The following is a 21,656-nucleotide window of genomic DNA, read 5'->3' as shown; positions in this document are numbered from 1 at the left end:
AGCATAGCAAATAATTTAACGCGTTAATACGAATAAATGAGAATGATTTGTATATAAGACAAATGTATGAGTGAGGATGAACACAAATCACTCGGATCCTAGACTTTTGCCCAATTGTCTAAATCTGCTTGTCAATCACAATATTTATGTAGTCAGGCAGTTATACTCACTTTAAACCGATTAACATGAAGACTATGTTGAATTTTGCTGTTTCACTATTGTCTATAAAACTCGACCAACGCCGCTTATTAAGGAACCGATGAATGAAGTTGTATATTATGCGCCACGGACAGGCTCAGATCACAGCGTCTTCTGACTCAGCCCGCCAATTAACCCCGCAAGGGCATCAAGAAACAGAGATCATGGCCAAGTGGCTACGATCTAACGAACAAGGGTTCGACTTGACTTTTGTGAGCCCTTACGTGAGAGCGAAGCAAACCTTTGACAATGTTATTAATGAATTTGTGATGCCCGAGCATCATTATGAGTTAGATGAATTAACGCCTGATTCGAATCCACAGATGTGTGGCGATGCATTGCTTGCCTATTGTGCTCAACACAAAGCCAATAGCGCGTTGGTTGTTTCTCATTTACCGTTAGTGGGACTATTGGTAAACGATTTGTGTCGCGGCGACTTGGTACCGGCCTTCGCGACGTCTTCAATTGCATGTCTTGATATTGATTTAGAGAGCTGGCAGGGCAATCTACTGTGGCACAAAACTGTTAATCAAGTATTGATGGGGGCTTAATGGAAACCTTGGGCGTTTATCAGCTAACGCCCTAGTCAAGCTTGGTGAAATCGTCTGGCTCGATATCTAGCAAAACGATTAATGCACCTTGGCCACCCCATTCAAGTGGTGCCTGATGAAACGCCAGTAGCTCTGGGTATTGCGCAATCCAATAGGGCGTGCGGGATTTAAGCGTTCCACCACTGACTCCGTGAACGATGACGCAGCATTGGATTTGCTTCTTTTTACACTCTTTAAACAGCGCCAAAATTTCCATTTTCGCTTCATTTTGATTTAAGCCGTGCAAATCGAGGATCAACTCTGGCGTGTAATCGCCACGACGCAGTTTTTTCAATTCGTATTTTTCTACATCGTCGCGACAGTAGCGCATGGGGCCTTCGTCACTTAAATGAGGTACATAGCCATCTGAAAAATAAAATTCCGCCTGTTTTTGCTGTTGTTTGTCTTTGTGGCCTTTAACGCGTACGGATTTTGGTTGACGCAAGTTTACTTTATCTTGGGTCAACGGTTTGACGTTACCTTCACCTAGAAGGTCCGCCATCGAGAATGGATTTTCGTCGTTCATTTACTAATCAATTGCAGTGCTTTATTTCAAAGTACGTATTTTAAATGCTTTTTTGCGCTATGAACAAGGTTCATATTCACAAAGTAGTGAGATACAATGCCAGCCAATATAGGGCTTAATCGCCATTAGTTATGCATTTTAGGAGCGATAAGCTTGGAATCATTTAAGCTAGATCAGCAACATATTAAAGAGGCTGTCAACGAACTATTAACGCTTGGCGACATGCTGCGTTGGGGCACCACGGTGTTTAATCAAAGTGGCGTATTTTACGGCCATGGTAGTGATAATGCTTGGGATGAAGCAGTAACACTAGCAACTCACGTATTGGCGCTGCCGATTGACAGCAAAGACAGCATTTTGGACTCTCGTTTGTTAACCAGAGAGCGCGTTGCCATCGCTGAAGCCTTTGCCATTCGCGTTAACGATCGCGTACCGACGGCATACATTACTAATCACGCTTGGTTTGCTGGGCTGCAGTTTTACGTCGATGATCGCGTATTAGTGCCGCGCTCTCCGATTGCTCAAATGATTCAGACTAACTTTGAGCCTTGGTTAGATGGCCATAGTGTTCATCGCGCGCTTGATCTCTGTACTGGAAGTGCTTGTATTGCACTTGCTATGGCCCATCAATTCGAATCAGCAGAAGTTGATGCAATCGATATCTCGCATGATGCGTTAGACGTTGCCAACATCAATATTTTTGAACATGGCATGGAAGAGCGAGTTATTCCTATTCAATCTGATTTGATGAATGAAGTGCTACGTGAAAAATATGATTTGATTGTCTCTAATCCTCCATACGTAGACCAAGAGGATATGGACTCACTACCACAAGAGTTTATACACGAGCCTGAGCTCGGTCTCGCGGCCGGATGGGATGGCTTAGATTTGGTTAAGCGCATTTTAGTTGATGCGCTTGGCTGCTTAAACGACGGCGGTATCCTTGTGGTCGAAGTAGGTAACTCTCAAGTTCATATGGAGCAGCAATTCCCTGAAGTTGATTTTGACTGGGTGGAATTTGCACAAGGCGGGCACGGCGTGTTTGTGTTAACCAAGGCACAATTACAACAGCATCACGAATTATTTAAAGCAGCATTAGCGGCTACGATTTAAACAAGGAATTTTCATGTCAGGTAATACTATTGGTAAGTTGTTTTCTATCACGACATTTGGCGAAAGTCATGGTTTGGCACTTGGCTGTACCGTAGACGGTTGTCCTCCGGGATTAGAAATTACGGAAACAGATCTTCAAGTCGATTTAGATCGTCGTAAACCAGGTACATCAAAATTCACTACACCACGCCGTGAAGCGGATGAAGTTAAGATTTTATCAGGTGTGTTTGAAGGTAAAACAACTGGCACGCCAATCGGTTTATTGATTGAAAATGGCGATCAGCGCTCTAAAGATTACGGCGAAATAAAAAATCAATTCCGCCCTGGTCATGCAGACTACACCTATCAGCAGAAATACGGCATTCGCGATTATCGTGGCGGTGGTCGTTCGTCTGCGCGCGAAACTGCAATGCGCGTTGCTGGTGGTGCTATCGCTAAAAAATACCTCAAACAAGCCTACGGCATTGAAATTCGTGCTTACCTATCACAAATTGGCGATGTAGCGATTGAAAAGGTGGATTACGATCTCATTGAAACAAATCCATTCTTTTGCCCGGATGCCGACAAGCTAGAGCCGATGGAACAGTTGATCCGTGATTTGAAAAAACAAGGCGATTCAATTGGCGCTAAAGTCACTGTTGAAGCTATCAATGTGCCAGTTGGTCTTGGTGAGCCGATTTTCGACCGTCTAGACGCTGAAATCGCCCACTCATTGATGAGTATTAACGCAGTAAAAGGTGTTGAAATTGGTGATGGCTTTGAAGTGGTTAATCAAAAGGGCAGTGAGCACCGTGACGAGATGACTAAAGATGGTTTTACTTCGAACCATGCTGGCGGTGTGTTAGGCGGTATTTCAACAGGACAACCAATTGTCGCCCATATGGCACTAAAACCAACTTCGAGTATTACCACGCCGGGTCGCAGTGTCGATAAAACGGGTGCGGAAGTCGATTTAGTGACAAAAGGGCGTCATGATCCTTGCGTCGGTCTGCGCGCTGTGCCAATTGCCGAAGCCATGTTAGCGATTACGCTGATGGATCATTTATTACGTCATCGCGGTCAGAATTTCGATGTTCAATTGTCGACAACGGCTTACAAAATGGCAGATGACTCATAAGAGTCCTAAGTTGAGCACGATCCATTGAAAGACGGTTTTGATTACAATGATTTGATGAAGGTGTTTGATGACACCTTTTTACAAAGTCACCAAACACGCCTGATCAAAGGTGGCGATGAGCCAATTTACCTACCTAAAGACGATGAGGTGAACTACCACCGCATCGTTTTTGCGCGTGGCTATTTTGCTAGCGGCCTCCATGAAATTGCGCACTGGTTAGTGGCGGGTGAGGCAAGACGATTACTGGAAGATTATGGTTATTGGTATTGCCCTGATGGCCGCGATCAAGCAATGCAGATGGAATTTGAAAAAGTTGAAGTACACCCGCAAGCAATAGAATGGGCATTGTCATTAGCTTGTGGTCATCCTTTCCGCGTTAGCACCGACAATCTCAGTGGTTATCAGTCTGACCGTTATGCGTTTCAAGATAAGGTGTACAGTAAGCTATGTCAGTTAATTGAGGATGGATTTAATCCACGCACACAACGTTTACTCGCCGCTTTGCAGGCCTTTTATCATCAGCCTGAACTATCTGTTGACCATATCGGTTACCAACCTCACGTTAATCCTGTGGAAGAATAATTTATGAAATTTAAAATTGGTTTAATCGTCAACCCAGTTGCCGGTATGGGGGGGGCTGTTGCTTTGAAGGGCAGCGATGATGTGATTGATAAAGCATTGTCCCTTGGCGCTGAGCCAAAGGCTAACGATCGGGCAAAGCTAGCGTTATCAGTACTTAGTCCTTATAAAGACCAATTTGAAATTATTACAGCACCTGCGTTGATGGGGGAAAGTCTTTGTCAGACTTTAGGTTTTACGCATCAAGTTATTGGATTCGACGTTAACGATCAGCTAGACGGGCAATTGCAATCGTCGAAAGCGGATCATACCTTAGAGGCCGCAAAGCTAATCAAAGCACAAGGTGTCGACGTATTGGTATTTGCCGGTGGCGACGGAACGGCTCGCAACATATACAGTGCAGTAGGCGATGATTTTCCCGTGCTCGGCATTCCTGCTGGGGTTAAAATTCACTCTGGCGTGTATGCTATTACGCCAACTGCTGCTGGTAAGGTACTAGAACTAATGGTGACTAACCAGTTAGTGAGTGTGATGGAGCGAGACGTGATGGATATTGATGAGTCACTGTTTCGCGATGGCGTGGTAAAAGCGAAGCGATATGGGGAAATGCTTGTACCTGCAGAGCTTAGATATATGCAAGCCGTGAAAATGGGCGGTAAAGAATCTGATGAGCTGGTGCTTGCGGATATCGCTGCAGATGTCATGCGTCAAGTGGACGATGAATTAGTGATCATGGGCTCCGGTTCAACCACTGAATTTATTATGGAAGAAATGGGCCTTGATAATACACTGCTTGGTGTCGATGTGGTTCAAGACCAGTCATTAGTTGCATCGGATGTCAGTGCATCTCAGTTATTATCCTTAATTGAGCAACATGACGACGTTAAGTTAGTCGTCACGCTGATTGGCGGGCAAGGGCATGTCTTTGGCCGTGGTAATCAGCAGCTAAGTCCCGCTGTTATTCGTGCCATCGGTAAAGAAAATATTATTATTGTTGCGACAAAAACCAAATTACAGGCATTAGAACAACGTCCTCTTTTGGTTGATACAGGCGACAGTGAATTGGATAAGGCGTTAAGCGGTTTTGTGAAAGTGACAACGGGTTATAACGACTATGTCATGGTGCAAATGAGTAACCCCGACTAAATGGTCTAAATGAGTCATTTTATTACAAGCTAATTCATCTTAATTTTAAGATGTTACGAATGGAAAGAGATATGTTATTAACACAAACTGAAACTATCATTGAAAACTTCGTCGCCGAGATTTTAGAGAACGGTAACGACGATGCGCTATTTGCTAGTGGTTATTTGCAAGGGCATTTGGATCTTATCCTCCAAGGTTGTATCGATATCGATGATAATTTTGCAAACTTCATGACTAAAATGCAGGCGAGTCTAGACAGCGCGTTTGCTAAAAATGAACTTGCTCCCCATGATAAAACCCTAGTCGTAGATTGTTGGAACGATCTACAGACGGAGTTCCAACGCGTTTAGATCCTTTTTTAAACGAATTCTTGTTTTTGTATACAATATATCTTACTCTGGCTCTGTTTTAATTATAAATAGAGCCAACTATGAGCCAAGATATCACTTCTACTGAACCAGCTGCTAATGCTGGTACTCCCACAAATACCATTAAAAAGCTCGGATTTTTTGCCTCCATCGCATCCTTAAGCTATGTCTTCTGGATTGTTGGTGGCATGGAGTTAATCGAACGCGTCGCCTTTTATGGTGTTAAAACCGTCGCTGGTCTTTATGCCACAGATCCAGTATCTAAAGGCGGTCTTGGTGTCACCATGACCGATTTTGGTACTATCCTGATGGCTTGGGCACTGGTACAAGCCTTTGTTCCTGTATTTATCGGCGGTTTATCGGATCGAATTGGCTATAAAGAGACAATCGCACTATCCACAATCACCAAAATTGCTGCTTATTTATTGATGGCGTTTTTCCCAACGTATTGGGGCTTTATGGTAGGTGCCATTGTATTAGCACTCGGTACCGGTATTTTTAAACCGGGAATTCAAGGCACGCTTGTAAAAGCAACCAATCCGCAAAATTCCACCATGGCTTGGGGCATGTTTTATCAGATGGTAAACATCGGAGGTTGGGTTGGTCCATTGATTGCGGCGCAGTTACGGATTTTAGATTGGCAGAACGTATTCTATGCCTGTGCGGCAATTATTAGTTTGAACTTTGTTATGTTGCTGCTCTATAAAGAGCCTGGCAAAGAAGAGCGAGAAGCGCAATTAGCGGCTCAAACTGACAAGAAATCGTTATGGCGTGAATCTATCCAAGAATTCAAACAAGCACACCTTATCTACTACACCATTATTTTTTCAGGCTTCTGGTTTATGTTCATGGCGTTATTTGATGTATTGCCTGTTCATATCCGCGATTGGATCGATACCACAACCATTGTTGCTACGTTATTTGGTGAAGGTGGAACGGACTCTATCGCGTGGCGCTCTGTGCTAGGCATGGATAGCGATGGCATGACAATTTTACCTGAAGGCATGATGAACCTAAACTTTGGCATGATCATGTTGACCTGTTTTATTTTCGCCGCATTGGCACAACGTTTAGGCACTATGAACAGTTTAGTTGTTGGCACGTTTTTATGTAGTGGCGCTTTGTTTATTATTGGTGGCGTAAACGTCGCTTGGTTTTTAGTATTAGCGATTTTTGCGTTTAGTGTTGGTGAAATGTTAGCAAGTCCAACGTCGTATAAACTCATCGGTAATATCGCGCCGGATGACAAAAAGGCGATGTATTTAGGCTTTAAGGATTTACCTTTAGGTATTGGCTGGGTGGCAGAGAGTTATATCGGCCCAATGCTATATGACAAATACGCGGCAAAAGAAACGTTAGCAAAGGCGATGCTCAGTGAGAAGTATCAACAAACGTCAGAAGCATTAGCTGCGATCCCGGAAGGTGAGTATTTTATGCATCTCGTTGCAATGAGCGGTCAGACCGAACAACAGATGACGCAAATCCTTTATGAGCAAAATAATATTGGCGTGGTGTGGTTCGTGATGGGCGCCATTGGTATTGCCTCGGCATTCGGCTTGGTGATTTACAGCAAATGGATCATCAGTGCACGCAGTTCGCTTTCTAGTGAGCAAAAAGCGTTGGTTGACTAATGAACCATAAGTGAGCTTTTAGGCTACCTAACCAAGTTAGGTAGCCTTTTTGTTTTCTGAAACATAAGAATATGGTTTGTTTACGTTTGAAAATCATCGATAATCACCGCAAACGATTTTTAGAGTCTTACCTGTGCATTTATTAAACTTAGAATTATTCGGTAAACCATTAACCCTAGATGCGTCTATGGCTGGGTGGCAGCAATTATTTTGGGGCAATGATTGTGTTAGCCAAATCAGCGCATCAGAAGCGGCTGGCCAAGAGAAACTTAGCCATAAATTCGAGCTTACACACCAACTGCCATCGCAAGATGGCGAAGAGCCCATAGAGCACAAAATTGAAATAGCACTGGATAACGTTATTGAATGGCAGCCTTTTGGCCTTGAGTATCAACTTCATGTCGATGGTGAGACAGTTGCCAGCGGCACTCTCAATGAAAAAGATATTGAGCAGCGAGAGATTGTTGATGCGGGTCAAAGTAAACCAAAATTTAGCACCATTGGTTTGTTGGGATTAGGACTAAAGCTGTTTAAAAGCGCCAAGGTCATCAAAGTGCTGCTAGCGGCGGGTTCACTTGCTGCTTATAGCTGGCTATTTTCGTTTCAATTTGCGGTTGCGCTTATCCTTTGTTTGGTATTTCACGAATACGGCCACGTTAAAGCCATGAAGTATTTCGGTATGAAAACCAAGGGCTTTTATTTGATCCCATTTCTTGGCGGTATGGCGGTAACAGACGAGAAAATTAATACCCGTTGGCAAGATGTCTTTATTTCTATTATGGGGCCATTCTTCGGACTTATTTTATCCATCGCCTGTTTAATTGGTTATTGGATTACCGACATTGAAATTCTTGGCGGTCTTGCGGTATTTAATGCGCTGTTAAATCTGTTCCAATTATTACCTGTATTGCCACTTGATGGTGGTCACGTGCTGAAAAGCATCGCTTATTCCGTTAACTCGAAAGTAGGCTTGGCGATTTGTGTACTTGGCGCGGCACTAGGTGTTTATGTGAGTTATTACTTTGGTTTAGCGTTATTAGGTTTCTTATTAGCGCTCGGCTCGATTGAGATTTTCTTTGAGTACAAATATCGCCATAACACGCGCTTATTACCACTCGATAGATATGGTCAAATTGTATCAGCCATTTGGTATCTGATTACTGCTGGTGGTTTAGCCGCCATTATTTGGTTTATGGGCCAAAGTGCTAATGAGGCATTGGCACTGCCATTTAAAATCTTAGGCAGCTAATAAGCCCAATGAGATTAGCGCAATATATTGCCAAATGCGGCGCGTGTTCACGCCGCAATGCGTCGCGATTAATTGACGAGGGGCGTGTCGTTGTTGATGGCATGAAAGCTGGGCACCTAAGCTTTATTCGCGGCGGTGAAATGGTGTTGGTAGATGGCGAACTCATTAAAGAAGTTGATAAAGTGTATTATCTCTATAATAAGCCTGTCGGTATCGATTGTAATCTCGATGTTAATGATCCTGCGAGTTTAATTCATCATTTACCACCGCAAGAACAGCGCTTGTTTCCCGTTGGCAGGTTAGATAAGGATTCGTGCGGTTTATTATTGCTGACTAATGATGGAGAGCTTGCCAATAAATTACTATCACCAGCGTTTAAGAAGTCTAAGCGCTATATGGTTACTGTTGAAGTGTCACATGCTAATAAAGAAATGGGGCGCTTGGTGCTGGGTCATGACTTTATCGATGGCATGAATCAGCCTCTTAATATTAAAGGCAAATGGACAACGCCTTGTGAGATTAAGTTACTCGATACGCTGCTTTTTGAAATTACTTTAACCCAAGGATTAAATCGCCAAATTAGGCGAATGTGCGCCAATCAGGGCTTTAAAGTCGTTCATTTACAGCGCACTCACTTTGCGGGACTGGATCTGGGCGATTTAGCGCAAGGTGAATACCGACAGCTAGATGGGGCTCACTTCTTAACTTGATCCGTTATCCTAGTTGATTAGCCTTGCGGTATTTGCCGTTGTAATCAAAAATCTTTTCTTGGATCTTCCAGTAGTACTTTTGTTTTTTAGCGATCACGAAATCAGGCGTGGTAATACGCGGTGCCATGGCAATGGCTTGATTAAGATCCTTAAACTGCGTCGGTGTTGCGCCGTTATCAACTCGCTTAGAAAATTGATGGTTAAACGCCGCTAGTGCCTTAGGGTTGGCAAAGTTGTAATTTTCACTGAGTGTATGGCCGTCTTCATCATAGTAAATGACTTTAAGAGTATTTTCTTTGCCAGCCTCAAAACTCATGGCCTGACAGCGAATCACTTTGGAGTCTTTTAAACTAAGGGACTTTTTAAGGAGCTCATCGGGATCGATAATCGCGTGCTGACATTGCTGACAATTACGCGCCGCAATATCGTTTTGTGCGCCGCACTGGCTACATTCTTTAAAACGAAAGCGATAATCACAGCGAATGCGCTCGCCATCGATATCTTCAAACCCCATGCAGCGGCGGCCGTAGTGTTCAATAATATCGCCGTCATTGTCGACTTTACCCCAGAAGGTGTTGCCAAATTCGCACATTGGACAAGTCACCATCACGGCAACGCTATCTTTCGATGGTTTAGCGCTGCCAACTTCTGGGCTAAAGATATCAAAACCGCTATTGGCATAGTCGATAATCAAGCAATCATCTTTGTCATCGCAAAGGCGTAAGCCACGGCCGATAATTTGTTGAAACAAGCTTACCGATTGTGTTGGGCGCAGTAGGGCGATTAAATCCACATGCGGCGCGTCAAAGCCAGTCGTTAATACCGCTACGTTGACGAGATATTTAATGTGTTGCGACTTAAATTGATTGATTATCGCATCGCGCTCGTCGTTGGCGGTACTACCAAGTATGATGGCGCTGTGCTCAGCTTGGCCAAACTCGCCGAGATAACCCATGATCTCATCCGCGTGTTTGGTGGTAGCGGCGAAAATCATTACTCCTTTACGATCGGATGCTAAGGATACCACTTGTTCGATAATGGCTTTAGTCACCCGTTTATGACTCGCCAGTAGTGTATTAAGCGCTTTTTCAGGGTAAAAACCATTGCGAGTGGCTTGTAGCTCATCAAAGTCATAATGGGCAATGGCAGCATCAATCAGTTTTGGCGGTGAGAGATAGCCTTGTTTGATCATCAAGCCAAGCGGCATTTCATAAATGCAGTGCTTAAAGATAGCGTCGTCATCGCCGCGAGAAAATCCGTGGTAATGATCGCGATAGATCCATCCGCTGCCCATGCGATAGGGCGTTGCCGTTAAGCCAAGGACTTTGAGATCAGGATTGCGCTCGGTGAGATAGCTAATGATTTGCTGATATTGATTTTGCGTGTCTTTGCTATCATCCACTGCACCGATGCGATGACATTCGTCGATAATCACTAACGAGAAGTGCTCATCAAATTGCGCAAGGTTAGGAGCCACAGACTGAACGCTGCCAAAGGTTACTTGCGCTGATGATTCTTTTTGATTTAAGCCTGCTGAGAAAATACTCGCATTAAGGCCATAGCTCTGATATTTGCTGTGGTTTTGCTCAACCAGCTCTTTAACGTGGGCTAGAACAAGTATTTTATGGCGAGCTAATCGCGCTAATTCGCTAATCACCAAGCTCTTGCCACTACCGGTCGGCAGTACAATCACAGCTGAGTCGTTGGTGCGTCTAAAATGTTTAATAGTCGCTGCAACGGCTTGTTGCTGGTAGGGGCGAAGTTGATATTGCGTCATGGTTACGAATTAGCGTGTTTGTTTTTGGCTTCAATCCACTGTGCCATATATTTGGTGCTTTTGTGGTGGTGATGCTTAAGCATGCTGCCTGCAAAGTTATTAAGACGATGCTTATCTAAGTTAGCAATAGTTTGATTAACCTTGGTCATCAAAGTTTCACCAAGCGATTTTTTATCATAGAGCTTGCGAATAATGTCATCACCATTATCAACACTTTGTTGCCACACTGCTTGTTCTTGATAGAGCTTAACCGCCGCATCGGCGAAGGCTTGTGGCTCTTGCTCGATAAGGCCGTTCCACGGCAAGTTATCGTGCATAGCTTCACTACCGATAGTTGTAGTTACCGACGGTAATCCATTTAACATGGCATCGGCGAGTTTGCCTTTAATACCTGCACCAAAGCGCAGTGGCGCCAATAGCACGCGCGATTTAGCCATTTCGGCATGGGCATCCTCACACCAGCCTTTTATAAGAAATCCTTGTTTTTCATTGTGAAGCTGCGTTGCCTTAGGCGGTGGGTAGGCGCCGTAAATATTAAGTGTCGCCTTAGGGAGCTGTTTGCGAATTAGCGGCCAGATTTCTTGTTTAAGATACAGCACCGCGTCCCAGTTTGGCGCATGGCGAAAATTGCCTATCGACATAAAATCATGACGCTCATCAAAGCCTAAGCGAGGCGCGTTAAGTTTTTCTGGCTCAAGCATGAACGGAATGTGATGGAGTAGAGCCGTATCGACGCGGTAATGATCTCGTAATAGCGCAATCTCGTAAGTGGAGATAATTAATGAAAGATCACAACGTAAAATAGCGGCAATTTCACGTTTAGCAATATCTGATGATAAATCACCATCGGTTAGCTCTCGCCCAGCTTTATTAGCTTGATGTCGAGCATTGCGCAGAGAATGTAGATCCTCGGTATCTAAGATGGTGAGGGCATTGGGACATTGTTCTTCTACGCGCCAGCCAAATTGCTCTTCCATCATAAAGCGATCGTACATCACGATATCAGGAGCAAGTTCGCGCACAAAGCTATCAAAACTTTCGTTATTGAGCTCGATATTGACGGCGTTAACATCAAGAGCGGCTAAGTCAGCCATGTGATCGCTGAGCTGGGCTGGGCTTGCAAAGGTGATGGCGTAATCATGTGATTTAAATAACTCGATGAGTTCCATCATGCGGGTGCCTGCCGCCGATGATTGTGGCTCTGGCCAGACGTAGCCGATAATCAATAATTGTTTCATGGTGTACTTACAAACTGCGTTGATTACTGATGAGAAAACTCGGCTTTAGTTGCTTTAAGCGCTTTGATACCGCCGCCATTGTGTATTTTTGTAAAACCAGCTTTGCGAAGAAATTTAATTGCTTTGCCCGCACGATTACCGCTGCGGCAGTAAAGTACAATTTGTTGATCTTTAGCAACGCCTTGTTGCGTCAAGGTCTTAACAATTTTTTTATACGGGATATGTAAGGCGTTCAGTAAATGTGATTGTTGATATTCTTCATTGGTGCGTACATCGATAAGTAGCGCTTTATTATCGATTAGTTGCCATGCTATTTGCTCTCGGGTTTCGTGTTTATGGTCGTCACCGCCATGGGCAAAAATCGTGGAAGAAAATAATAAGCAAAGGCTTAGCACACAAAGGTTGCGTAATTTCATGAGTTATCTTGGATCGTTTAAAGAAACAGATTGTATCGGAAAACGATATGCCTGACAGCAATTTAACGCGTTATTTCAATCACAATCCTTGGTTTCGCACTTTAGGTACTGATAAACTGCAGGCAAGATTGTTTTAAAGGAAAATTAAGTGGAATTTTTATCAAACTATGGGCTATTTCTGGCTCAAGCTGTCACTATCGTCGTGGCGATTATTGTTGTGCTAGTGGCTATTGTTGCGTTGGGAAGCAAAGGCAAGGGCGGTGACAAAGGTCAATTGGAACTTATCAATATCTCGGAATCATTAGACGCGGTGGCAGACGATTTTCGTCAGACCATTTTGTCTAAAGATGAGTTAAAGAAACGGGCCAAGGACAAAAAGCAGCAAGCAAAAGAAAATAAAGACGAAGTAAAGCCAAATCTTTATGTTATCGACTTTAATGGCTCTATGGATGCCAGTCAGGTGGAAAGCTTGCGCCGTGAAATTACAGCCATTGTGCAATGCGCTGAAAAAGATGATGAAGTGCTGGTGCGTTTAGAAAGCCCGGGTGGAGTGGTTCATGGCTATGGCTTAGCAGCCAGTCAGCTTAAACGCATTACCAGTCGTGATATTTCATTAACCGTTGCCGTTGATAAAGTGGCGGCGAGCGGTGGTTATATGATGGCGTGTATCGCCGATAAAATAGTTGCCGCGCCTTTTGCCATTATCGGCTCTATTGGCGTAATTGCACAAATTCCAAACTTTAATAAAGTGCTTAAGAAAAACGATATCGACTTTGAGCAAGTTACTGCCGGACAATACAAGAGAACGTTAACGATGTTTGGTGAGAATACCGAGCAAGATCGTGAGAAATTTCAAAGCGAAATTGACGATGTGCATGGTTTATTTAAAGATCATGTGGCTAAGCATCGTCCAGCACTAGATATGGACAAAGTTGCAACAGGGGAGACTTGGTACGGTGAACAAGCTATAGATATCGGCTTAGTCGATGAGCTATCCACCAGTGATGATTGGCTATTAGAGCAAGTCAAAGATAAAACGGTTTATTTGGTGAAATATTCAGTGCCTAAAACCCTAACTCAAAAGCTAGGTAAAGCGGCTAGTGCTTCAATTGAAGAGAGTGTGACTAGCTTGTGGCAAAAAGCGAGTCAATGGCGTAGCTTTTAATTGGCATAAGCAATAAAAAAGGGATGCATTAGCATCCCTTTTTTGTATCAGTCATACGACAAGTTAACTTTCAGTTTTACGACCGACCCAAGGATCGTTATAAACTTCTGTGTCTAACTCTTTTTCAGTCTTTGCAACAATCACAGTTACCATACTATCGCCGGTTACATTTACTGCGGTACGTGTCATATCTAATAGACGGTCAACACCGATAATTAGCGCGATACCTTCTACAGGCAGGCCAACTTGCTGTAGTACCATCGCTAGCATAATAAGGCCAACGCCAGGAACACCTGCTGTACCAATTGAGGCTAACGTCGCGGTTAGGATTACCATTAGATAATCAGCAATGCTTAAATCGATACCGTAAACCTGCGCAATAAATACAGTCGCAACACCTTGCATAATTGCGGTGCCATCCATGTTAATCGTTGCGCCTAATGGAACGGTAAACGAGGCGATTGAGTTATCAACACCCATTTTCTTGGTGGTCGTTTCAAGCGTTACAGGAATAGTGGCATTAGAACTCGCCGTGCTAAATGCAAACAATGCTGTATCACGCATCTTACGAATAAAGATCACAGGGTTTAATCCCGTTAGGAATTTGAGGATCGTAGGATAGGTCACTAATGCATGTACTGCTAGTGCTAATAACACTACCAAGAAATACATGAACACTTTGCCGAAAGTGCTAGGTGAAATTTCACTGGCCAATTTAGCCATTAAGAAGAACACACCGTATGGTGCTAAATTCATAATGATATTCACGATTTTCATTACGACTTCATTAAGATCTTCAAATACTGATGCTACACGTTTACCAGCATCACCCGCTAACGTAATCGCAATACCAAACAATAAAGCGAAAACGATAATCTGCAGCATATTGCCTTCAGCCATGGCTTGAATTGGATTGCTCGGGATAATGTTAATAAGAACTTGCGATAGCGACGGTGCTTCTTTACCCGTAAAGCTAGCGCTACTTGCTAAAGCTTGTTCGGATGCGCCTGGAGAGATTAGCAGTGCTAATGCAATTGCTAAGGTGATAGCGATTGCTGTTGTCGTTAGATAGAGAGCAATTGATTTGCCACCTAAGCGCCCAAGCTTGCTTGGATCAGCTAATGAACAAGTACCACATACTAAAGAAATGAATACTAAAGGTACAACCAGCATTTTTAAGCTGTTAACAAACATCTTACCACCGGCGTGGAAGAGACCACCGACGATGTTATCTTGTACGAACTCTACGTCACCCATCCAAAATTGAATGGCAGCACCTACCAAGATGCCAAGACCCATACCGATGAGAATTTTCATCGTTAAGCCTAAAGGTTTTTTATTACTCATGGTAATCCTTAATTATTATTAGGTGCCTGATTTAATAATGATTTGCCAAACACAGACACTAGCAGCGGAGTCTAACAAAAGTTTATTTGATGCAAAAGCACAAATCGTTAAACCCTGTATATCCTAAACGCATAGCGACAACTGTATAAATAATCCCTTGAATTTTATCTAAAATCCTTTTGCATCTTATTGGTAAATTATCTAACATCAACAGTATTGCTTTAACTATTGTTGTATTTTCGGCAGGGAGAATGCCCAATGCGTCAGACCATTCATTATTTTTCAATTGCTTTCCTAGCGCTTTTACTCATTGCTTGTAGCGGTGGTAATAAACTATCAAATTCTTCTGATGGTGATGGCGACGGCGGCACAACCCCAACCCAGCCAACTTCTGTTGTTTCTTTAACAATGACGGATAATGATGGCAACAGCGTCACTAATGTTGACGGTAGCCAACCGCGGTGGTTAACGGCGACTTACACTGTTGACAATAAAGCGGTTGCCAATAAGAAAGTTGTATTTAGCCTTGATGGCGACATTGGTCAGTTATTAGTAACAAGTGCTCTAACCAATAGTGAAGGTGTCGCTAAGGTTGAGATATTTGCTGGTAATACTGTTGGCGCTGGCACAGCAACGGTAACCATCGATGACCTTACTGATTCACTCGACTTCTCGACTTCTAACCCAGTTGCGGTAATTGAACCTGTAAACCTTACCATTAAGCTGGTGGACGATAGTGGTGCATCTATTAAAAACGTCAGCAGTATTGAACCAGCTAAATTAGAAGCGACATTAACTCACAGTGGTTCACCTACCGCTGGCGTAAAAGTGACCTTCGCATTAGCTGATGATATTGGTGAACTAAAAACCACCAGTGCGCTAACTGATGATAACGGCATTGCATCTGTCCTGTTATATTCAGGCGCGCAAGATGGTGCGGGCACGGTGAGTGCTGCAGTAGGTGATGTTAATGCAAGCCTTGATTTTTCAGCATCAGTCGCAGCAGTCAATGTGGAAATGGGGGATCTAGTATTAACACCGACAAGTATTGGCCCTAATGGAACGGCATCGTTATCTGTTCCAATTAATGAGTCTGTTGCTGGTACGGTCAGTCCGTTAGCACAATCGGTAAATGTTCAGTTTTCTTCAGCATGTGTTACTGCAGGCAAAGCAGAAATCGCAAGTGAAGTAGCTACCGTAAACGGCGTAGCAACAGTAACCTATAAAGATAAAGGTTGTGGTGCGGTTGATAAAATCAATGTTACCTCAACTATTGGTCAAACAGTTTTAACCAAAAATGTTGATTTAACGGTCGGTGCTGCAGCACTACAAAGTATTCAGTTTACCGAAGTAACCTCTAATTTCATCGCCCTAAAAGGGACTGGTGGCGCAGAGCGCAGTGAGACTGCAACGGTAACATTTACCGTATTTGACGAATTAGGTGCGCCAGTATCTGATACTTTAGTTAACTTCGCTTTGACTACTAATGTTGGTGGTATTGAAATTCGTCCTGAAAGCCAAGCTAAAACAGACGCCAATGGTCGCGTGGACGTAATTGTTTCTTCTGGTTCTATTGCTGTTCCTGTTCGTGTTGTTGCTTCGTTAGATGCATTCCCAACGATTTCGACTGTTTCTGGTGCTTTATCCATTTCGACTGGTGTTGCTGACTATAATAGTTTCAGTGTTGCAGCTTCTAATTTAAATCCTGATGCTTGGGGAATCGATAACGTTGAGGTTGATATTACAGCGCGTCTTGCAGACCATTTTAATAACCCTGTTCCAGACGGTACTACAGTTCAATTTAGTACAGAGTACGGCGCTGTAGATTCAAACTGTTTAACTGAAAATGGTACTTGTACGGTGAAATGGCGCAGCCAAGCACCGCGAACACCTTCTCCTGCTTATCGTGATGCAAATGCAATCACCCGAACTATTGGTACCTCTCTGTGTTTAAATAGTGCAGGCGTTGATACTGGATTAAGTCAAGCAGGCTTGCCATGTTTTTATGGTAATACTAGAACGGAGAACCGTTTTGGTGGTTTAGGACAAGTTTACGGTAATCGAATAACTATTTTTGCTCATGTATTAGGTGAAGAATCATTTGCTGATTCAAATGGCTCAGGCCAGTTTAACGCTGGCGAAGCATTCACTGATTTACCAGAAGCATTCCGCGACGAAAATGAAGACGGTGTATTTGGTGGGCGATTAGCAAATGGTGATGTCGTTGCTGGGGCTTCAGACACGGGCGGTGTTTGTTATGGCTCGACCGCTGTTTGTTTTGAACCAGGCGGTGATAATGAAGAGTTTATCGATTTAAATAGTAATAACACCTTTGATCTAGGTAATAACAAATACAACGGTGTGTTGTGTAGTGTCGATGATGATGCCGCAGGGATTTGTTCACGAGAGCTAGTTTCTATTTCAAAGAATATCACTATTCTGCAGGCGGGTTCAGGCATTCAAGCTGGTCTCATTGAAGCGGGCTTGGATCGTGATAATCCAGCCAATTATGGCTTAGCTGTTGATATCAGTGGTGGTGCTAAAACGATTCATTTATACGCAGCAGGTGCATTTAATGGATTGCTTCCAAGTGGAACAACAATTACTTTCGACGCAGGTAATGGTGAAATCGTTGGACCGAGTGAATGTACGGTCGGCCAATCATCAGCTTATGCCATCAACCATTGTTCTGTTTCAGTGAAACCAGACGATGAAGCGAGTGCGGGAAGTTTAACCGCGACAATTGAAACACCTAGTGGTGTTGCAAGAACACTCTCGGTATCGGTGAGTGATTAAACCTTAATACTTACGGCGCCTAGTGCGCCGTTTTATTTTGTTTCTTTAACGAGCAATCGATTCAAGAAAAGTATGAATTTTCGGTTTTTCTGCTTATATTGCAAATAACATCTTGAATTCTTGTTTATTAGTCTCTATAAATTGAGCCAATACACATTCTCAATCCATCAATGGACATTTTTTTCTTATGGGAAGATCATTAGTAATAGTGGAATCGCCAGCTAAAGCGAAAACTATTAACAAATATTTAGGTAAAGACTTCATTGTAAAGTCATCAGTGGGTCACATTCGTGATTTACCCACTTCTGGTGCAGTAAAAAAGAATAAGTTTACTAAGACACCTGCTGAAGTTCGTAAAATGGCGCCTGAGGCCAAAGCTAAATATAAAGCTGCGCGTGATAAGCAGCAGCTCATTAACCGTATGGGTATCGATCCAGAAGGCGGTTGGGATGCCCATTACGAGATCCTACCCGGGAAAGAAAAAGTCGTTAGCGAGCTACAATCACTTGCCGAAAAAGCCGATTATGTTTATCTCGCATCGGATTTGGATAGAGAAGGGGAAGCAATCGCTTGGCACCTACGCGAAGTGATTGGTGGTGATGATAGTCGCTTTAAGCGCGTGGTGTTTAATGAAATCACTAAAAACGCGATTAGCGAAGCTTTCGACACACCAACTGAATTAAATATTGATGGTGTTAACGCCCAACAGGCTCGACGTTTCCTCGATCGTGTCGTGGGTTATATGGTGTCGCCACTGCTATGGAAAAAAGTAGCGCGTGGTTTATCTGCTGGCCGTGTTCAATCAGTAGCTGTGAAGCTTGTCGTTGAGCGCGAGCGCGAGATTAAAGCCTTTAACCCTGAAGAATTTTGGGATATGCACGCCCAGTTAACGACCGACGATACACAAGCGTTAACAATGAAAGTGACTAAGGTTGACGGTAAAACCTTTAAACCTGTCAATGAAACAGAATCTAATACAGCGCTAGCTGCATTAAAAGACGCGACTTATACGGTGAGCTCTCGCGAAGATAAACCAAGTCAATCGCGCCCATCAGCACCTTTTATTACTTCAACATTGCAGCAAGCAGCTAGTACGCGTTTAGGTTTTGGCGTTAAGAAAACCATGATGTTAGCCCAGCGACTTTATGAAGCCGGTTACATCACTTATATGCGTACCGATTCTACTAACTTAAGTAAAGATGCCATTGAAGCAGCGCGCGGGCATATTGAAAAAGAATACGGTAAATCTTATTTACCAGATTCACCTAATTACTACGGCAGTAAAGAGGGCGCGCAAGAGGCGCATGAGGCGATCCGTCCAAGTGATGTCACTCGCAGCGCAACATCGTTAACTAAAATGGAGCGCGATGCTGAGCGTTTATACGAGTTAATTTGGCGCCAATTCGTGGCTTGTCAAATGACACCTGCTAAATATGATGTGACAACGTTGAAAGTTGCTGCCGACAAATATGAGTTGAAAGCGACTGGTCGTATTATCAAGTTTGATGGTTGGACGCGCGTTCAGACTGCAGTTAAGCGTAAAGCTGAGGAAGATGTGAATCTTCCAGCAGTTAATGTAGGCAATACATTAAACCTTGAGAAGCTAGATCCTAAGCAACATTTTACTAAGCCGACAGCGCGTTTTAATGAAGCAAGTTTAGTAAAAGAGCTAGAAAAACGTGGTATCGGTCGTCCTTCTACATACGCCTCAATCATTTCTACTATTCAAGACCGCGGTTATGCGCGCGTTGAAAATCGTCGCTTCTTTGCAGAGAAGATGGGCGAGATAGTGACCGATCGTCTCAACGAAAATTTCACTGAGTTACTGTCATACGATTTCACCGCGCAAATGGAAGAAGAGCTCGACCAAATCGCTAACGGTGGAATGGACTGGAAAGAATCGCTGAATAATTTCTATCAAGGGTTCACTAAACAGCTTGATCAAGCGAATTTAGATCCAGAGCAAGGCGGTATGCGTCCTAATGACATGGTGCTAACCGACATCGACTGTCCGAGCTGTGAGCGCAAGATGGGTATTCGCACAGGAACAACAGGGGTATTCCTTGGTTGTTCTGGTTATGACTTACCGCCAAAAGAGCGTTGTAAAACAACCATCAATTTAACATCCGGTGATGATGTTGTAGCCGCTGATGACGACGAAGAAAATAAAGCGTTAATGCAACGTCGTCGTTGTAAAGTGTGTGACACTACTATGGATTCTTATCTTGTTGATGAAACTCGTAAGCTTCATGTTTGTGGTAATAACCCTGCGTGTAGTGGCACGGAGATAGAAGCTGGTACCTTTAAAATCAAAGGTTATGATGGTCCACTTATCGAATGTGACCGCTGTAGCCATGACATGGAACTTAAGAACGGTCGTTTTGGTAAGTACTTTGCTTGTACTAATGTCGACGAGTGTAAAAACACCCGTAAATTACTGAAAAATGGCGAAGTAGCGCCACCGAAGGAAGATCCAGTGCATTTACCAGAGCTGCCTTGTGACAAGAGTGATGCTTATTTTGTGCTGCGCGATGGTGCGTCAGGGATTTTCCTTGCTGCGCATACATTCCCGAAAGCACGTGAAACACGAGCACCACAGGTAGCTGAGTTACATCGCTTTAGAGATCGTATTTCACCGAAGTTTCACTACTTAGCGGATGCACCGCAAAAAGACAGCGAAGGAAATCTCGCTATCGTGCGTTACAGTCGTAAGAACAAATCACAGTACGTTATGACTGAGATTGAAAAGAAAGCGACTGGCTGGACCGCTACCTACGAAGACGGTAAATGGGTTGAGCATCAAAAAGTGAAACGCGCTGCCAAGAAAAAGTAGGGCGTTTCATAGAACCATAAAAAAACCGCTAATATTAGCGGTTTTTTTATGTGTTGAATCTAGTAATCAAAATAACAATAGAGCATTACCATTTCTTTTTAGGCTGGAATAAAATGTCTAAGTCGGTACTCGATTTCTCTTCTTGCTCTTTCTTAACACGTTCATCACGATCAATTTTAACTTGATTGAGCTGAGCTAACATTCCTTCAGCCTCTTCTAATTTAGAAGAAACAAAACCGTCGCCTTCAGAGTTTATGGCTTTAAGGGTTTTGATTGCTTTATCTAAGTATGTACGGGCTGAGCCTGATTGCTTAGCTTCCATCGCACCGCGCGCTCTCGAAATAATTGAATTGATGTTAATACGGATCTGCATTAAATCGGCACGTTTGATTTCATTACCAAAAACATCTGGATTAATTCGGCCGCGTTTGTGTTCACTGTTGATCAGACCCTTTAACTTCTTGATAAGCTGAACCATTTGCAGAATTTCACGGTCGTCATTGGGTAATCTAAAAGTGTCTAGGCCTTGAGATTGGAATGAATTGCCTATTGATTCTATCAATTGTTGACGGTCATTAACCTGTGCAGCAATAGTTCTGTCATTATTAATGGCTAGAATTGCCTTTTGTGTTTCTAAAATACGATTGTGCATGATGATCATTAATGCTTTTGTCACCGGGATATTGGTGATACGGCTTAGCAGATCTTCGGTTTCATCAATAGTCAGTGTTAAACGTGCTACTTCGGTGCGCTTTTCTGACTCGACGCGTTTGCGCTGTTGCTGCATGACGGTCATGACAATAACCATCAATACTAAGAAGCCTACGCCTGCAATAATATAAACTGTCATTAATGGT

General features: G+C 43.3%; 19 protein-coding genes. 12 read left to right on the top strand and 7 right to left on the bottom strand.

The features are described from left to right. Window positions 1-263: 263 nt before the first annotated feature. Window positions 264-749, top strand: coding sequence for a phosphohistidine phosphatase SixA (gene sixA, locus MHM98_RS10215; RefSeq protein ID WP_239439172.1), 486 nt, complete (start codon window positions 264-266; stop codon window positions 747-749). A gap of 31 nt (window positions 750-780) precedes the next feature. Here sixA and smrB read toward each other — a convergent pair whose 3' ends face one another. Continuing rightward, on the bottom strand, window positions 781-1,314 hold the full coding sequence (smrB, locus tag MHM98_RS10210; protein ID WP_239439171.1) for an endonuclease SmrB: 534 nt from the start codon (window positions 1,312-1,314) through the stop codon (window positions 781-783). Window positions 1,315-1,467: 153 nt separating this feature from the next. Between smrB and prmB the strand changes: the two genes are divergently transcribed. The 8 genes from prmB to MHM98_RS10170 all read left to right on the top strand — a co-directional run bounded on the left by prmB (window position 1,468) and on the right by MHM98_RS10170 (window position 9,227). Then, window positions 1,468-2,427 (top strand): 50S ribosomal protein L3 N(5)-glutamine methyltransferase, encoded by a 960-nt coding sequence (gene prmB, locus MHM98_RS10205; protein WP_239439170.1) that lies wholly within the window; start codon window positions 1,468-1,470, stop codon window positions 2,425-2,427. 13 nt (window positions 2,428-2,440) lie between these two features. After that, the gene (aroC, locus tag MHM98_RS10200) at window positions 2,441-3,544 is read left to right on the top strand and encodes a chorismate synthase (RefSeq protein ID WP_239439169.1); all 1,104 of its coding nucleotides are present in this window, start codon (window positions 2,441-2,443) and stop codon (window positions 3,542-3,544) included. 54 nt (window positions 3,545-3,598) lie between these two features. After that, window positions 3,599-4,126 carry an elongation factor P hydroxylase gene (locus MHM98_RS10195; protein ID WP_239439710.1) on the top strand — a complete coding sequence of 176 codons (528 nt, stop codon included), beginning with the start codon at window positions 3,599-3,601 and terminating at the stop codon, window positions 4,124-4,126. A 3-nt stretch (window positions 4,127-4,129) separates the two neighbouring features. Beyond that, window positions 4,130-5,269: an ATP-NAD kinase family protein gene (locus MHM98_RS10190; protein ID WP_239439168.1), complete on the top strand. Its 1,140-nt coding sequence runs from the start codon at window positions 4,130-4,132 to the stop codon at window positions 5,267-5,269. Between the two features lie 71 nt (window positions 5,270-5,340). Then, window positions 5,341-5,619, top strand: coding sequence for a YfcL family protein (locus tag MHM98_RS10185; RefSeq protein WP_239439167.1), 279 nt, complete (start codon window positions 5,341-5,343; stop codon window positions 5,617-5,619). A gap of 80 nt (window positions 5,620-5,699) precedes the next feature. Beyond that, window positions 5,700-7,268 carry an MFS transporter gene (locus MHM98_RS10180; protein ID WP_239439166.1) on the top strand — a complete coding sequence of 523 codons (1,569 nt, stop codon included), beginning with the start codon at window positions 5,700-5,702 and terminating at the stop codon, window positions 7,266-7,268. Window positions 7,269-7,401: 133 nt separating this feature from the next. Continuing rightward, window positions 7,402-8,517, top strand: a complete 1,116-nt coding sequence (locus MHM98_RS10175; protein WP_239439165.1) for a site-2 protease family protein — start codon at window positions 7,402-7,404, stop codon at window positions 8,515-8,517. An 8-nt stretch (window positions 8,518-8,525) separates the two neighbouring features. Continuing rightward, window positions 8,526-9,227, top strand: a complete 702-nt coding sequence (locus MHM98_RS10170) for a pseudouridine synthase (protein WP_239439164.1) — start codon at window positions 8,526-8,528, stop codon at window positions 9,225-9,227. A gap of 4 nt (window positions 9,228-9,231) precedes the next feature. On the opposite strand, the gene MHM98_RS10165 is transcribed toward MHM98_RS10170, so the two are convergent. The 3 genes from MHM98_RS10165 to MHM98_RS10155 are packed head-to-tail and all read right to left on the bottom strand — an operon-like array spanning window position 9,232 to window position 12,658. Then, entirely contained in the window at window positions 9,232-11,004 is a 1,773-nt protein-coding gene (locus tag MHM98_RS10165; protein WP_239439163.1) for a DEAD/DEAH box helicase, read from the bottom strand. A gap of 2 nt (window positions 11,005-11,006) precedes the next feature. Next, entirely contained in the window at window positions 11,007-12,242 is a 1,236-nt protein-coding gene (locus tag MHM98_RS10160) for a glycosyltransferase family 4 protein (RefSeq protein ID WP_239439162.1), read from the bottom strand. Between the two features lie 23 nt (window positions 12,243-12,265). Beyond that, the gene (locus MHM98_RS10155; protein ID WP_239439161.1) at window positions 12,266-12,658 is read right to left on the bottom strand and encodes a rhodanese-like domain-containing protein; all 393 of its coding nucleotides are present in this window, start codon (window positions 12,656-12,658) and stop codon (window positions 12,266-12,268) included. 148 nt (window positions 12,659-12,806) lie between these two features. Between MHM98_RS10155 and sohB the strand changes: the two genes are divergently transcribed. Then, window positions 12,807-13,823: a protease SohB gene (gene sohB, locus MHM98_RS10150; protein ID WP_239439160.1), complete on the top strand. Its 1,017-nt coding sequence runs from the start codon at window positions 12,807-12,809 to the stop codon at window positions 13,821-13,823. Between the two features lie 63 nt (window positions 13,824-13,886). Here the strand turns inward: sohB and MHM98_RS10145 are convergent, their stop codons facing one another. Together MHM98_RS10145 and MHM98_RS10140 are read right to left on the bottom strand one after the other, a co-directional pair. Beyond that, window positions 13,887-15,170 (bottom strand): dicarboxylate/amino acid:cation symporter, encoded by a 1,284-nt coding sequence (locus MHM98_RS10145; protein WP_239439159.1) that lies wholly within the window; start codon window positions 15,168-15,170, stop codon window positions 13,887-13,889. Window positions 15,171-15,252: 82 nt separating this feature from the next. Next, a complete protein-coding gene (locus tag MHM98_RS10140) occupies window positions 15,253-15,456 on the bottom strand; it encodes a hypothetical protein (RefSeq protein ID WP_239439158.1) in 204 nt (67 codons plus the stop codon). Here MHM98_RS10140 and MHM98_RS10135 point away from each other — a divergent pair. After that, on the top strand, window positions 15,429-17,966 hold the full coding sequence (locus MHM98_RS10135; protein WP_239439157.1) for a hypothetical protein: 2,538 nt from the start codon (window positions 15,429-15,431) through the stop codon (window positions 17,964-17,966). The genes MHM98_RS10140 and MHM98_RS10135 overlap by 28 nt on opposite strands. A gap of 187 nt (window positions 17,967-18,153) precedes the next feature. After that, window positions 18,154-20,799 (top strand): type I DNA topoisomerase, encoded by a 2,646-nt coding sequence (topA, locus tag MHM98_RS10130; protein ID WP_239439156.1) that lies wholly within the window; start codon window positions 18,154-18,156, stop codon window positions 20,797-20,799. An 85-nt stretch (window positions 20,800-20,884) separates the two neighbouring features. Here the strand turns inward: topA and MHM98_RS10125 are convergent, their stop codons facing one another. After that, window positions 20,885-21,649 carry a hypothetical protein gene (locus MHM98_RS10125; RefSeq protein ID WP_239439155.1) on the bottom strand — a complete coding sequence of 255 codons (765 nt, stop codon included), beginning with the start codon at window positions 21,647-21,649 and terminating at the stop codon, window positions 20,885-20,887. Window positions 21,650-21,656: the final 7 nt, after the last annotated feature.

Source organism: Psychrobium sp. MM17-31 (assembly GCF_022347785.1).
Taxonomy (GTDB): Bacteria; Pseudomonadota; Gammaproteobacteria; order Enterobacterales; family Psychrobiaceae; genus Psychrobium.
The sequence above is the reverse complement of the archived record's forward strand: the minus strand, read 5'-3'. Positions and strand labels throughout refer to the sequence as shown.